This is a genomic window from Delftia sp. NA_296.1 (assembly GCF_052692095.1).
In genome coordinates this window covers 641,725-654,628 of the sequence record NZ_JBQZGF010000003.1, presented here as the reverse complement: position 1 = coordinate 654,628, position 12,904 = coordinate 641,725, and the positions used below count along the sequence as shown (strand labels likewise).

At 66.5% G+C, this 12,904-nt stretch carries 16 protein-coding genes; all 16 read right to left on the bottom strand.

The window, feature by feature from the left end:
• Positions 1–126: 126 nt before the first annotated feature.
• Positions 127–450, bottom strand: coding sequence for a bacteriocin (locus ACUTR7_RS10885; protein WP_088165046.1), 324 nt, complete (start codon positions 448–450; stop codon positions 127–129).
• A gap of 218 nt (positions 451–668) precedes the next feature.
• On the bottom strand, positions 669–1,031 hold the full coding sequence (locus ACUTR7_RS10880; RefSeq protein ID WP_445608834.1) for a hypothetical protein: 363 nt from the start codon (positions 1,029–1,031) through the stop codon (positions 669–671).
• Between the two features lie 405 nt (positions 1,032–1,436).
• Entirely contained in the window at positions 1,437–1,733 is a 297-nt protein-coding gene (locus tag ACUTR7_RS10875) for an addiction module antidote protein (RefSeq protein ID WP_017406814.1), read from the bottom strand.
• A gap of 2 nt (positions 1,734–1,735) precedes the next feature.
• Entirely contained in the window at positions 1,736–2,038 is a 303-nt protein-coding gene (locus tag ACUTR7_RS10870; RefSeq protein ID WP_445608851.1) for a type II toxin-antitoxin system RelE/ParE family toxin, read from the bottom strand.
• Positions 2,039–2,123: 85 nt separating this feature from the next.
• A complete protein-coding gene (locus tag ACUTR7_RS10865) occupies positions 2,124–2,876 on the bottom strand; it encodes a 4'-phosphopantetheinyl transferase family protein (protein WP_445608833.1) in 753 nt (250 codons plus the stop codon).
• A 1-nt stretch (position 2,877) separates the two neighbouring features.
• Entirely contained in the window at positions 2,878–3,312 is a 435-nt protein-coding gene (locus ACUTR7_RS10860) for an excinuclease ATPase subunit (protein ID WP_445608832.1), read from the bottom strand.
• Between the two features lie 47 nt (positions 3,313–3,359).
• The gene (locus ACUTR7_RS10855; RefSeq protein WP_445608831.1) at positions 3,360–3,755 is read right to left on the bottom strand and encodes a hypothetical protein; all 396 of its coding nucleotides are present in this window, start codon (positions 3,753–3,755) and stop codon (positions 3,360–3,362) included.
• Positions 3,752–5,011, bottom strand: a complete 1,260-nt coding sequence (locus tag ACUTR7_RS10850) for a beta-ketoacyl-ACP synthase (protein ID WP_445608830.1) — start codon at positions 5,009–5,011, stop codon at positions 3,752–3,754. The genes ACUTR7_RS10855 and ACUTR7_RS10850 overlap by 4 nt, the downstream gene beginning before the upstream one ends.
• Positions 5,008–5,751, bottom strand: a complete 744-nt coding sequence (locus ACUTR7_RS10845) for a 3-ketoacyl-ACP reductase FabG2 (RefSeq protein WP_445608829.1) — start codon at positions 5,749–5,751, stop codon at positions 5,008–5,010. The genes ACUTR7_RS10850 and ACUTR7_RS10845 overlap by 4 nt, the downstream gene beginning before the upstream one ends.
• A complete protein-coding gene (locus ACUTR7_RS10840; protein WP_445608828.1) occupies positions 5,748–6,227 on the bottom strand; it encodes an ApeP family dehydratase in 480 nt (159 codons plus the stop codon). The genes ACUTR7_RS10845 and ACUTR7_RS10840 overlap by 4 nt, the downstream gene beginning before the upstream one ends.
• 12 nt (positions 6,228–6,239) lie before the next feature.
• Positions 6,240–7,451 carry a beta-ketoacyl-ACP synthase gene (locus ACUTR7_RS10835; RefSeq protein WP_199136293.1) on the bottom strand — a complete coding sequence of 404 codons (1,212 nt, stop codon included), beginning with the start codon at positions 7,449–7,451 and terminating at the stop codon, positions 6,240–6,242.
• Positions 7,448–8,044, bottom strand: a complete 597-nt coding sequence (locus ACUTR7_RS10830) for a DUF3261 domain-containing protein (RefSeq protein WP_445608827.1) — start codon at positions 8,042–8,044, stop codon at positions 7,448–7,450. The genes ACUTR7_RS10835 and ACUTR7_RS10830 overlap by 4 nt, the downstream gene beginning before the upstream one ends.
• Before the next feature lie 65 nt (positions 8,045–8,109).
• Positions 8,110–9,360, bottom strand: a complete 1,251-nt coding sequence (locus ACUTR7_RS10825; protein ID WP_097202605.1) for an NAD(P)/FAD-dependent oxidoreductase — start codon at positions 9,358–9,360, stop codon at positions 8,110–8,112.
• 14 nt (positions 9,361–9,374) lie between these two features.
• A complete protein-coding gene (locus ACUTR7_RS10820) occupies positions 9,375–11,750 on the bottom strand; it encodes an MMPL family transporter (protein WP_445608826.1) in 2,376 nt (791 codons plus the stop codon).
• 9 nt (positions 11,751–11,759) lie between these two features.
• Positions 11,760–12,404, bottom strand: a complete 645-nt coding sequence (locus tag ACUTR7_RS10815; protein WP_224985975.1) for an outer membrane lipoprotein carrier protein LolA — start codon at positions 12,402–12,404, stop codon at positions 11,760–11,762.
• Between the two features lie 56 nt (positions 12,405–12,460).
• Positions 12,461–12,901, bottom strand: coding sequence for an acyl-CoA thioesterase (locus ACUTR7_RS10810; RefSeq protein ID WP_017406826.1), 441 nt, complete (start codon positions 12,899–12,901; stop codon positions 12,461–12,463).
• Between the last annotated feature and the right edge of the window lie 3 nt (positions 12,902–12,904).

Here is a 12,904-nt window from a genome sequence, read left to right as displayed (position 1 = left end):
AGCGTCAGCGGGGTCACTGCAAAAAAAAACCTACCAAGGCAAGCCAGGGTAGGTAACTGCTGGACGGAGCCGGCAGGGGAGGGATACGAAGCGTATCAAGAAGAATTTATGGCAGGTAGGACGCCTTCAGGCCTCACGCGCTACGGTCGCCATACCCGCTGCCTCTCCGGCTCCAGCGCCTATCAAGCCTCCAAGGGCGCCGCCAACAAAAATGCCTACAGGGCCAGCAGCTACGGCGCCGACTCCCGCACCCATCACTGCGCCAAGCATCATGAAGCCGGCCACCATGGTTGACTTTGATTCCCGGACTGACTCCTCTTTGGTCATCCGAATCTGCGCCGAGGGATCAGGATCTTGCGAGGGCACACCATGCCCCTGCACGGCCTGCTCAGCAAGATCCGGGTCAACAGGCCGTCCCAGCAGGTACTTAAGCGAAATCGATGAAGTCATGGCGCTCTCCCCAGAGATGAGGAAGATAGAAGCACCTCGCCTCACCTTCGTTGTACTGCCTGCTGCTCACTCGCACCTGTGGTCCAGACAGCCGGCGCGGCGTAAGGGAAGGCGCTCTCCCGCCTTCGCAACATTCATTCGCTCTGTATCCGGAAAAACAAAGCCCGCGGACATTGCCAGCGGGCTAGTGATCTTTAGGGGCGTGTTACCCCATCGCTTCAATGTCTTGCCAGACTCACCGTCTGGGCTGCAACCACCTTCAGGCCCTTCATCAGCTTCAGCGCGGCGATGGTGCCGCAGCGGGCGCGGTCAACATGCTCGCCAATGTGCTCGGAGATCAGCAGGCCCTCGGCTTCGTGCGGCACTTCACGGGCGCCAAAGCCCTTGCAGGTCTCGCAGATCGCCATCTTGCCCAGCTTGATGCCGCCACAGCCTGGGCACTTGCGGTCGCACCACCACAGCAGCACATCGGTCAGTTTGACGCGGGCATTCTTCATGCCCTGCGCCAGCACCCAGGGCATGAAGCCGGCGTGCGTGTCCACCAGGCGGCTGTACTGCGGCAGGCTGCGCAGGATCTGCATGCGGCGCTCCATCTGCCATCGGCCCTCGGCAAAGCGACGCCAACCATGTCGAGTCGGCCCCGGCTCTTGCGAGGCAGTTGCTCGGCCACGCGCTGCAACTGCTCCTCGGTCACCCCCTTCACGTCGATCTGTATTCGGTAGGTGCCGGAGGCAGTTTTCTTGGGCTTCGCCATGGGGGAAAAGTGGCGAAAATTGGGGACAAACGTTGTGCAAACATGTATTTCAGCTGCACATGCCGCTCTTTGAAACGATCATAAATTGTAGATTTGTATGACTTTATGCAAGACAAGCACATACCAACACAGCTATTCGGTTCCTTTCTCCGGCACCAAACAAGAAGCCCCAGATTCGCAAGAGCCAGGGGCTTTTTCGTTGGGCACTCTGAGTGCATTCCGGCAACAATGATCAGGTGCGGATAGGCTGAGCCACCAGACGCACGCCAAGAGCGCCACAGACGCGACGGATGGTGTCAAACCGAGGCTGGCTGCCCGGCCGCAGTGCCTTGTACAAAGCCTCACGGGTCAGACCGCTGGCACTGGCTATCTCGCTCATGCCGCGCGTGCGTGCGATCACGCCAAGGGCATGGGCCAGTTCGGAGGGGTCATCTTCTTCCAGCACCAAGGACAGATAGGCAGCCACGTCCTCATCGGTTTTCAGGTGCTCGGCCATGTCAAAGGTGGGAAGGTCAGCAATCTTGGTCATGGTCAGTTCTCCAGGGTCTTGGACAGGGCAATTGCAGCCGCAATGTCCACCTGCTGGGTTGCCTTGTCGCCACCACCCAACATAACTACCAGCACATCGCCGCGCTGCACGTAGTACATGCGCCAGCCAGGACCGAAGTCCTCGCGCAGCTCATGCACCCCGTCACCCACCGGCTTGCCATCGCCAAACAGGCCGCGCTGTACTTTGTCCAGACGCTTGGCCAGGCGGATACGCGTCACCGTGTCCCGAAGGCCAAACAGCCATGCATCAAATTCAGCGGTGCGCTTGACGACAAACTGACTCAGTGTAATCGTTCGTTAACACGCAAAGCTAACGGCGAAACCACCCCGGTGGTCAGAATTTCTGCAGCTGGACATGTGTCTTGTGCCATCAGGCCAGCACGACAAGTTGCCAATCCGCAGCGGGCTGCCACTGCACTTCTTCGCTTCCTGATATAGCCACCTCGGGCAGGGGTCCAGGCATGCAAAGCGCCAGGCACACGGCCTGTGCATCGCAATCCCTGCCTTGCCACAGGCGGCCGCGGGCCAGGGGCTGCCGGGTCGTGTCGAGCGCAGCGGAGGCCGGTGCCCACGCAAGCTGCCGCATCCGGACAAAGTCCAGGCCCTGGCCCAGGCTCTTGAAATAGGCCTCCTTCAGGCTCCACAGCTGCACCAGGCTGTGCTGCAGGCGGGCTCCGTCCTGCGCCTGAAGCCATGCGCGTTCGGGCGGGGAGCACACCATCTCGGCCATGCCATGCACGTCGCGCTGGCGGCGCTCTGCCCGCCGCTCAATGTCCACGCCCACCGGGCCTTGTGCGGCGGCGCAGGCCAGCCAGCCGGCGCTGTGCGAGAGGCTCAAACGGGACTGCGCTCCAAAAATGCCACCCTCCCCGCCTTGCTCCACGTGGGGTGCAGCATTGCGGGGCGCTGCCAGCCGCCAGGTCGATGCGGCATCGTGCCCACCGGCCAGCAGCAGGCGCATGGCATAGCGGCAGGCGATGAATTCGCGCTGGCGCGCCTCGCGCATGCCGGCATGGCGCTCCCGCTCCGAGTCCGTCAGCCAGCCCGCTGCCAGCGACTGCGCATTTGCCCACAAGGGCGCCTGCGCACCCACCAGCAAGGCGCAGGCAGCCGGCGCGCTCAAATCACCGGCCTACGCGGGCATAGGTGCCCTTGAAGGTGACGCCGGCCATCACATTGCCTGCACGGCATTCGAAATTGACTGGATCCCGGGTGGATTGCTTCTTGTTGAAGCTGTGCAGGTCCACCACGGCGTTGGCGCCCTTTTGCTTGGCCTTGGCCTCGAAGGCGATCAGGGCAGACAGCGCTGCCCAGTTGCAGGCCGTGGCATCGTCCTTGCCCACGCCGTTGGTTTTCTTGTTGGACACGTCATCGCCCAGCCTTTCGGAGATGGCAGGCGTGCTGGCACCGGACAGGTGAAAGCTCACGCTGCCGTCGAGCTTGCCCTGCTCCAGGCCGAGCTTCACCACGTCGGCCAGCGGCAGCATCACTGCTTCGTTGCGGGCATGTACCGCCGTTGCGACCACCAGCGCCATGGCTGCCAAGATCATCTTTCTCATGGAAACTCCCTCTCTGTAAAAAAGCATGGAACAGGGATAGCGATGGATTACGGGGTACTGATTTTCTTCATCAGATTCCGGACCCAACGGTTGTAGTTGGGATGGATCTCCCGCTTGCCATCGCCTTCCGAGTAATTCAGATTCACGCTGTGCAGATAGCTGATCCGGTAGGTATCTGTGTTGTAGAGCACCGCGATATTGACCTGGTGCTTGCCTTGCTTGTCGTAGTGCAGCTCCAGGCGGCCCGGCTCGTCGCCGACCACCATCCAGCCCAGCGACTTTGCCGCCACCACGATGCGATCGTGCAACTGCTGCGTCGTAGTCTCGGGCGAGGCGGTCCACATGACCGCCGGGGGTTCATAGATGTCCGTGCTTCGTGCCACCGCGCTGCCTGCGGCCAGGGCAAGGACCAGGACAATGGCGGCGGTTCTCGTCTGTTTCATTTCACTGGCTCCTGTTGCTTCCAACGTCGAAAAATCAATGAGGTGTTGATGCCGCCAAAGGCGAAGTTGTTGCTCATGACGATATCGGTGTGCAAAGCACGCGGCTCGCCCATGACGTAGTCCAGATCGGCGCAGCGCGGATCGGGTTGCTGCAGATTGGCGTTGGCTGCGAACCAGCCTTCACGCATCATCTCAATGCTCATCCAGGCTTCCAGCGCGCCGCAGGCGCCCAGCGTGTGGCCCATGTAACCCTTGAGGCTGCTGATGGGCACCTGGCTGCCGAGCACTTCGCGGGTGGCCAGCGATTCGGCAATGTCCCCCTGGTCCGTGGCCGTGCCGTGGGCGTTGACGTAGCCGACCTCCGAGGGCTCGATCCCCGCGTCTTCGAGCGCCATGCGCATGGCCTCGGCCATGGTGGCGGCGTTGGGCTGCGTCACATGGGTGCCATCGGAGTTGCTGGCAAAGCCGATCAACTCGGCCCGGATGCACGCGCCCCGGGCCAGTGCATGCTCCAGCTCTTCGAGCACGAAGGTGCAGGCGCCCTCGCCCAGCACCAGGCCGTCGCGTCGGGCGTCGAATGGACGGGGAGTGCACTCGGGGCTGTCGTTCTTGACGCTGGTCGCAAACAGGGTGTCGAACACCGCAGCCTGCGTGGCATCCAGCTCCTCGGCCCCGCCGGCCAGCATGGCAAGCTGCTTGCCGCTCTGAATGGCCTCGAAGGCATAGCCCAGGCCCTGGCTGCCCGAGGTGCAGGCGCTGGACGTCGTGATGACGCGGCCCGTGGTTCCGAAGAACACGCCGATGTTCACTGCCGCCGTGTGCGACATCATCTTGATGTAGGTGTTGGCGTTGATGCCCTCGGTGCTCTTGTCGGCCATCATGCGGCCGAAGTCGCCGATGGCCGAGGGCGTCCCCGCAGAAGACCCATAGGACACGCCCATGTGCCCGCTTTTGACGAAGGCATCGCCCAGCAGGCCGGCATCGGCCAGTGCCAGCTCGCTGGCGCGCGTGGCCATCAGGGCAACGCGGCCCATGCTGCGCATGGTCTTGCGGTTGTAGTGCGCCGGCAGATCGAAGGATGGCACGGTGCTGCCCAGCCGGGTGCTCAGGCCCTCATAGGCAGCCCATTCCTCCATCACCCGGATGGCCGTTCGCCCGGTGCGCAGTCGCTCCCGCACTGCAGACCAGCCGTGGCCCAGGGGACTCAAGGCGCCCACGCCCGTGACGACCACACGCCGTTTGCTTGCTGCGCTCATCCCACCATCCCTCCATTGACGGAGATGACCTGGCGCGTGATGTACGAGGCCTCGCCGCCCATGAGGAAGGCGACCGCACCTGCCACCTCGTCCACCGTGCCCATGCGGCGCATGGGAATCAGCGCCAAGGCATGTTCGAGCACTTCCTCGCTGACCATTTCCGTGTCGATCAGGCCGGGCGCCACGCAATTGACCGTGATCTCGCGCTTGGCCAGCTCCACGGCCAGGGACTTGGTCGCAGCGATCACCCCGGCCTTGGCCGCGCTGTAGTTGGTCTGCCCCCGGTTGCCCATCAGGGCGGAGACCGAGGCAAGCGTCACGATGCGTCCCGGCTTGCGGCGGCGCACCATGGGCATGACCACCGGGTGCAGCACGTTGTAGAACGCATCCAGGTTGGTATGCACCACGGCATCCCACTCCTCGCCCGTCATGGCAGGGAAGGCGTTGTCCCGGGCGATGCCGGCATTGCAGACCACGCCGTAGTAGGCGCCGTGCTGTTCCATGTCGGCCTCAAGCGCCTGAGCGCAGGCAGGACGGTCTGCCACATCGAACTGCAGCACGCGGGCCTGGCGGCCCAGCGCGGCAATGTCGGCCACCGTCTGCAGGGCCTGCTCGCGGCCGCTGCGGCAATGGACCACGATGTCGAAACCATCGCGCGCCAGGCGCAGGGCGATGGCCCGGCCTATGCCCCGGCTCGACCCTGTCACCAGCACCGTGGCTGGCTGGGCGATTGCACTCATGCTTGTCCAACTCCTTCTTGCTCCAGCGCCTGTATGAATGCGCTGCCATTGTCTGGTTCGTAAACGGATATGCGGGCCTGGGCGAGCACGCTGTCCTCGCCCAGGGGCTGGATGCGGCAATCGAACATGCCCAGGCCATTGGTGCCCACCAGTTCGCAGTGCACGCTCACGCTCAGCACGCTGCCCGGGGAAAAATGTGCGCAGGCCGCCTGGAACTTGCGCGTGCCCAGCAAAAAACCCAGCTTGACGGGCCGCCCGGCCTGCACCGCCTGCCAGCCAGCCCAGGCGGCCACGGTCTGGGCCATGTACTCCAGCCCCACCCAGGCGGGCATGCCGGCGTCCTGCAGAAACAGGCCATCACGCGGCACGGTGACCTGCGCATGAGCGCTGTCGGCGGATGCATCGAGCAGGCAGTCCAGCAGCAGCATCACGCCGCGATGGGGCACGTAGTTTTCAATCGGTAGAAATGCGTTCATCTCGATGGCTCCTCAGGCAGCGGCCAGCAGCAGGGCGCAGTTGCTGCCGCCAAAGGCAAAGGAATTGCTGAGCACGGCCCGGGGCGCACGCCCCAGCGCCATACCCGGGCGGACCACGGCCAGGGCGGGCAGTTCGGGCGCCTGCTCGCCATCCCACCAGTGCGCAGGAAGCCGGCCCTGCGGGTTGTCGTGCAGCAGGTGCCAGGCCATGGCCGCTTCCAGCGCCCCGGCCGCCGCCAGGGTGTGGCCGGTCAGCGGCTTGGTGGAGCTCACGGGCGTTGCTTCGCCAAACACGCTGTGTATGGCCAGGCTTTCCATGGCGTCGTTGTGCACCGTGGCCGTGCCGTGCAGGTTGATGTAGTCCACGTCACCGGGCCGCATGGCCGCACGCCGCAGCGCCTGCTCCATGGCCTGGATGGCGCCCTGGCCGGATGGGTCGGGGGCCGACATGTGGTGGGCATCCTGGGTCTCGCCCCAACCGGCCAGGCGCACGGGACCCGGTTCACGCGTCAGCAGGAAGAACGCCGCACCCTCGCCCAGGTTGATGCCGCTGCGCCGGGCAGACAGCGGGTTGCAGCGCTTGTCCGACACGGCCTGCAGCGCGCTGAAACCGGCCACGGTGAAGGCGCACAGCGCATCCACCCCGCCGGCCAGCACGGCATCGACCAGGCCGGCCTGCAGCCAGCGCGCGGCAGATGCCAACGCCTTGGCCCCGGAGGAGCAGGCGGTGGAGAGGGTGTGCGCCGGCCCCTGGATGCCCAGGTGCTGGGCCAGGAACTCCGACACATTGCCCATTTCCTGCAAGGCGTAGTCAAAGTCCTGCGGGAACCGGCCCTGTGCCTGCCAATGGGCGGCAGCGGCTTCGCCCTCCTGCACGCCTGCCGTGCTTGTGCCCACCACCACGCCCACACGCGCCGGCCCCCAGCGCGACAGTGCCTGCTCCACCGAGCCGCGCACGCCCTGGGCGGTGTGCCATGCCAGGGCGTTGTTGCGCGATCGCTGCGGCGGCGGTGCCCAGTCCAGCGTGGGAAGCACCACGTGGGGCGGCAGGCAGCCCAGCGGCAGGTGCCGGCCCGGGCTGTAGCGGTCGCTGCACTGCAGGCTGTCGGGGGCCTGGGTGGCGAACAATGCGGCGCGCAGGCTGGCCGCATCGGCGCCCAGGGAGCTGGTGGCTGAAAGGGTTTGCACAAACACGGCCTGTGCCGTCGGGGTGATCGCGGTCATGCGCCCTCCCCTGCATTGGCACAGGGACGCATGCCGCCAGGCGAGGCAACGCGCAGTTGCCAGGCGCCTGCGGCATACACGATCTCGAACCCGTCGCTGCCGGCAGGCCGGATCTCGACGCGCGTCTGCCCTTGGTGAGACAGGCGTCTGGCCGATCCGCTGGCCGATCCGCTGGGTGTTCCGACCTCTTGCAACATCCAGGACGCGGGCAAGTCCCGCGCAATGGCGTCCACCGGCCACAGCGCCAGTTGCATGTCGCCGAGCACCTGCACCGGCGCCAGTTGCGCCGGCCACCAGCGTGACAGCTCGGCCTGCAGTTGCTGCCCATCCCAGACGATCACGCCCACGCGCTGCCCCAGGTGGACCAGCGCCAGGCGCACCGTCTGCGCATCGACCTCCAGCAGCGCGTCCAGTTCCTGCGCGGGTTGGCCAGGCGCCTGTACCACCAGATGCTGCTGCAGCGCCAGCTCGCAGCCCAGCGCAGCCGGCGGCAATGCCAGCCGCGGCGGCGTGGCATCGCCCTGCGGTGCACGCGCCTCTGGTGCGTTGGAGCAGCCTGCCAGCGTGCTGGCCGTGATGATGGCAGCGCTCACGGAGCACGCCGCGCGCAAGGCCGGCGCATGCCGGCGCGCAAAAGCCGGGAAATCGCGCAGCCGCCTCATGCCATCACCCCTTGCGCAGGCTGGCAAAGCTGGCTCAGCACGTTCAAGCGGCGCTCTGGCTCGGCCACATAGGGGTTGCGTCCATCCCAGGCGTAGCCGGCGAGGATGGACGAGATCATGCGGCGGATGTCCGGCGCATGCGACGGGTGGAAGATCACATCCTGAAAGCTGCCGTCGTACCAGCCCTGCACGAACGCACGAAAGGTATCGACACCTGCCTGCAGCGGCTGGGCATAGTCCTGTTGCCAGTCCACCGCCTCGCCCTGCCAGCTGCGGGCGATGCAGTCGGCGGCCAGACTGGCCGACTTCAGGGCAATGGTCACGCCGCTGGAGAACACCGGGTCCAGAAACTCGCCCGCATTGCCCAGCAAGGCATAGCCCGGGCCCCACAGCGCCGTCACATTGGCCGAGTAGCCCGTGAGCGAACGACCCGGCGTGTCCCACCGGGCATTTCGCAGCACCTGCGCGAGGCTGGGCGTCTCGGCAATGATGGCGCGCAGGCGCTCGACCTCGGAGCCCGCATAGCGCTCCAGGAATTCGGGCGTGGCGACAACGCCCTGCGAGCTGCGGCCATTGGAAAACGGAATGGTCCAGAACCATACATGCCGGTGCTCGGGATGCACGGAAATCAGGATCTTGTCGCGGTCCATGTCCTGTGCGGCGATGCGATCCTCGACATGCGTGAACAGGGCCGCGCGCACGGGAAAACCGGAGGGCCGCTCCAGCCCCAGCATGCGCGGCAAGATGCGCGCAAAACCGCTGGCATCCAGCAGATGGCGGGCCTGCACCACATATTCCTCGCCTTGCGGCGTGCGGGCCGTGACCTGCGGCTGGGCGCCTGCCACGTCCACGCCGGTCACCGTATGGCGATAGCGGATCTCGGCGCCCGCCTTCTGGGCGGCATCGGCAAGCACCTTGTCGAAATGGGCGCGCTGCACCTGATACGTCGTGCCCCATCCGCAGGAGAACTTGTCACGGAAGTCGAAGGCCGTGCGCAGATCGCCCCGGGCGAAGGCCGCGCCGTTCTTGTGCTGGAAGCCCGCCTCCACCACGTCCTGCAGCATGCCGGCCTGCTCGATGTAGGCCATGCTTTGCGGCAGCAGGCTCTCGCCAATGGAAAAGCGCGGGAACTCTTCCTTCTCCAGGATGAGCACCCGGCGCCCCTGCCGGCGCAGCAGGCCCGCCGCCACGGCGCCGGAGGGACCGGCGCCAATGATCAGGATTTCAGTCTGTTCGGTACGTTGCATGTACGGTGTCTTTTTCAGAGAGGGGTGCCGGCAGGCGCCTGCGGCGGCGCGCGAAACAGCGGCGCCAGCACCAGCACCAGCGGCAGGCCCAGCATCAGCGTGACGCCAAAGGCCCGCAAGGCCGGCGTCTGGGACAGGCCCAGCAGGCCGAACGACAGCCAGGTGCTGGCCGCGCCGATCACCACGGCCAGCCAGGCGTGGGGATCGTCCTCGTGCTCCTGCAGGAAGATGCCGTAGTCAATGCCCACGCCCAGCAACAGCATCAGCGCCAGCACGTTGAAAAGCTGCCAGGGCTGGCCCCAGACGGACAGGACCACCGCCACCGCCAGACTGGCCAGCACAGTGGGCAGCCAGGCTCGCCAGGCCTTGCGGCCAAAGCGCAGCCACAGAGCGGCCAGCACCAGGCAGTGGCCCAGCACCAGCAGTTGCGTCATGGACAGGCGGTAGCGCTGCAGCAGGCCGGAGATCTCGGCGGGCTTGTCCACCCAGGCCACGCCCTCCAGCCCCTGCGCTGCCTGCGCCAGCCCCGGCAGTGCGGCCTGACCGGCCACGCCGCGCAGCATGAGCATGCTGCGCCAACGGCCATCGCGCTCGCCCAGCCACAGGGGGCCGGCCGCCGCGGAGATGGACTGCTCCAGCCAGGCCTGCACGGTCAGGGGCTGCACCGGTGCGGCGGCAGGCGCACTGAAAGACTCGCCCAATTGGGCATTGATCCCTTGCAGCGCCTGGTCCTCGACACGGCGCACCAGGGCCAGATCCTCGCTCTGGCGCCGGGCGGAAGGCACCCAGTCGGACACAGCCGTGTAACCGGCAAGCTGACCATGCTGCACCAGCACATCAAGCCGCTGCTTGAGCAGCTCCTCGCGCTGCAGCAGCTCCTGGTCGCTGGCCCCGTCGAGCAGGTAGAACTGGGCCGGGCTGGGCAGGCCCAGCATGTCACCCACCTGGCGCTGCTGGGCAACCAGGGCAGGCGCGCCGTTTTGCAGCTGGCGCACATCGTCCTGGATGTTCAGGCGCCCGCCCCACGCCAGCCAGGCCGCCATGGCGGCGCCCAGCACCACCGAACCCGGCAGCGCTGCGCGCCATCGCGGCCAGGCCATCAGGCTCAGGCCTATGCGCCGTGCAGCGGGGCTGGCGGGCATGTGGCCCCGGTCCAGCCAGGGGAACCAGCAGACCACTGTCAACATGGCGGCGGCCAGTCCCACCACGGAGAAAACGGCCATCTGCCGCAGTCCCGGAAAAGCCGCGACGCCCAATGCCAGGTAGGCAATCACGCTGGTGCCCAGCGCCAGCCACAGTGCCGGCAGCAGGGAACGCATCAGCGCATGCGGCGTGCGCCGTGGGGCGCCCTGCCGGGCAGCAAAGTAGTGAATGCCATAGTCCTCGGCCACACCCACCAGGCTGGCGCCGAACACCAGGGTCAGCAAATGCACCTGGCCGAAAAGGGCCGCCGTCACGCTCAGCGCCACCGCCGTGCCGATCAGCAGGGACAGGCCCACCAGGGCCATCGGGCGCACGGCGCGAAATGCCAGCCACGCCAGCAGCAGGACAGCGGCAAGGGAGCCCCAGCCGATGGTGTTGATCTCGCCATGCGCCTGTGTGGCTGCTGCCTCGGCATGCAGCGGTACGCCGGCCATCAGCAGTTGCGCATCGGGCCACTGCCGGCGCACATCGGCCAGGGCCTGCTGCAGCGCGTCCTGCAGCACGGGTTCGCCCGACAGGCGAAACGCCGAGCCCGACAGCGCGTACTGCAGCAGCACCCATTGCTGCCCCTGCCCGGACACCCACAGCTCACCGTCGCGCGGCCGCGCATGGCTTTGCGCAGCGCGCGCCGTCCACCAGGGGGTCCACAGGCCCAGGGGATCACGAATCCAGTCGGTCAACCGCGCCTGCAGGCCGGGCTGGTACAGGTCCTGCAGGACCTGCTGCACCAGGACCTCGCCCGGCGTGTGCTGCAGCCGGTCGCGCTGCTGCGGCGTGAGCAGGGACTGGCGCCAGGGCTGGTAGAAATCCAGGGCCGCCTGCATGGAAACCTGCTGCGCCAGCGCCTGCTCGCGCAGCGGCACGGCCGCCTGACGTGAAAGGCTTTGCCGGAACTGCTGTGCAGCCTGTCGGCTGCCGGCCCAGTCGGGCGTACCCAGCAGCACGGTGACCTGGCGCGACAACTGGTCGGCCAGCTGCTGCGTGGCGCGCGTCACCTCGGGCGCCTGTTCATTGACCGGCAACAGTGCCAGCACATCGGTGTCCATGCGCTGGCCATGCCAGAAATGCCATTGGTGCACGGCCACCACCAGCACGGCCAGCAGCCAGGCCAATGCGGCTGCACGCCACAGAAGGCCGGGACGGTCCTGGCTGCGGGTGTCGTGCGCGGGGGATGGACTGGTGCTCATGGCGCGGGCTCAGTCAAACAGTGCGGCATCCTGCGCACGCAGCGCCTGCTCGGCAACGGGGTTCGCCATCTGGATCTGGCTGCGGTCGCCGCGCGCCTCCTGCAATTGCACGGACTGCACAAACTGCTGGCCGCTCAGGTCCACCGCCTGCAGCCACTGGGCCAGCACGGGGTCGCGCGGCACCAGGTGGAGCCTCCAGCCGGCACCCTGCACCTGGCCGCTGACCTCGAAGTAGTGGGTGAGCTGCGCCAGGTCCGCCGACACCACGGCAAACAGCATGGCATTGATGGTGCGCAGCACGGGCTCGTCCTGCGCGCGCATCTGCACGGCCGTGCTGCCATCGGCGCCGCGCGACAGCAGGCTGTCGGGCCTGACGATCAGCGTCGAGGCAAAGGGCTGGCGCACCTGCCAGGCGATGCCCTTGCCACGTGCCACGACGAAGTCGCCCGAGGATTTGAGCGGCTGCCTGAAGCCCTGCACGGTCTTGAGCTGCGTGAACTGACCACGCACCACAGGCGCGCTCTGCACGCGCTCACGCACCTGGGCCAACAGAGCCTGCTGTGACACCTGGGTGGCCGGGGCGGTCAGGGAACCGTCGCCAACGCCGGAAACACCGGCAGCAGGCGCGGCCTGCAAGGCAGTCGGAAGAGACAAGGTACAGGCCAGGGCGCAGGCCATGCCCCATGCAGCCAGGCGCGTCCCTCGGGCAGTCATGGCTGCACCCCCAGCCGTTCCCACAGCACGGGAGGGCAGACAAAGCACATCTCGCGCGTGCGCATGTCCACGGCCACCTGGGTGGTGTGGGCCGTGTTCACTTTCTCGCCCGTGGCGGCATCGCTGATCAGGTAGTCGATGCGCAGGCGGTTTTCCCACTCGGTGATGGTGGCCTTGATCCGGAGCTTTTGTCCGAACAGCGCCGGGCGCACGTATTTGAGACGCATGTCCACCACGGGCCAGCCGTAGCCGGAGTCGCGCATGCGGGGATAGTCGTAGTCGAAGTGGGCCAGCAAGGCGCTGCGAGCCAGTTCGAGATAGCGCACGTAGTGGCCGTGGTAGACGATTTCCATCACGTCGATGTCGTAGAACGCCGGCGTGACTTCGATCTCGTAGCTCAGCCGCTCGCGCGAGGCGATTTCCTGGTCAGTGGCCATGAA

What these genes read in the sequence shown, in the direction of transcription:
- ACUTR7_RS10885 (WP_088165046.1), bottom strand. Translation starts at nt 450, where the DNA reads ATGACTTCATCGATTTCGCTTAAGTACCTGCTGGGACGGCCTGTTGAC.
- ACUTR7_RS10880 (WP_445608834.1), bottom strand. Translation starts at nt 1,031, where the DNA reads ATGCAGATCCTGCGCAGCCTGCCGCAGTACAGCCGCCTGGTGGACACG.
- ACUTR7_RS10875 (WP_017406814.1), bottom strand. Translation starts at nt 1,733, where the DNA reads ATGACCAAGATTGCTGACCTTCCCACCTTTGACATGGCCGAGCACCTG.
- ACUTR7_RS10860 (WP_445608832.1), bottom strand. Translation starts at nt 3,312, where the DNA reads ATGAGAAAGATGATCTTGGCAGCCATGGCGCTGGTGGTCGCAACGGCG.
- ACUTR7_RS10855 (WP_445608831.1), bottom strand. Translation starts at nt 3,755, where the DNA reads ATGAAACAGACGAGAACCGCCGCCATTGTCCTGGTCCTTGCCCTGGCC.
- ACUTR7_RS10850 (WP_445608830.1), bottom strand. Translation starts at nt 5,011, where the DNA reads ATGAGCGCAGCAAGCAAACGGCGTGTGGTCGTCACGGGCGTGGGCGCC.
- ACUTR7_RS10845 (WP_445608829.1), bottom strand. Translation starts at nt 5,751, where the DNA reads ATGAGTGCAATCGCCCAGCCAGCCACGGTGCTGGTGACAGGGTCGAGC.
- ACUTR7_RS10840 (WP_445608828.1), bottom strand. Translation starts at nt 6,227, where the DNA reads ATGAACGCATTTCTACCGATTGAAAACTACGTGCCCCATCGCGGCGTG.
- ACUTR7_RS10835 (WP_199136293.1), bottom strand. Translation starts at nt 7,451, where the DNA reads ATGACCGCGATCACCCCGACGGCACAGGCCGTGTTTGTGCAAACCCTT.
- ACUTR7_RS10825 (WP_097202605.1), bottom strand. Translation starts at nt 9,360, where the DNA reads ATGCAACGTACCGAACAGACTGAAATCCTGATCATTGGCGCCGGTCCC.
- ACUTR7_RS10820 (WP_445608826.1), bottom strand. Translation starts at nt 11,750, where the DNA reads ATGAGCACCAGTCCATCCCCCGCGCACGACACCCGCAGCCAGGACCGT.
- ACUTR7_RS10810 (WP_017406826.1), bottom strand. Translation starts at nt 12,901, where the DNA reads ATGGCCACTGACCAGGAAATCGCCTCGCGCGAGCGGCTGAGCTACGAG.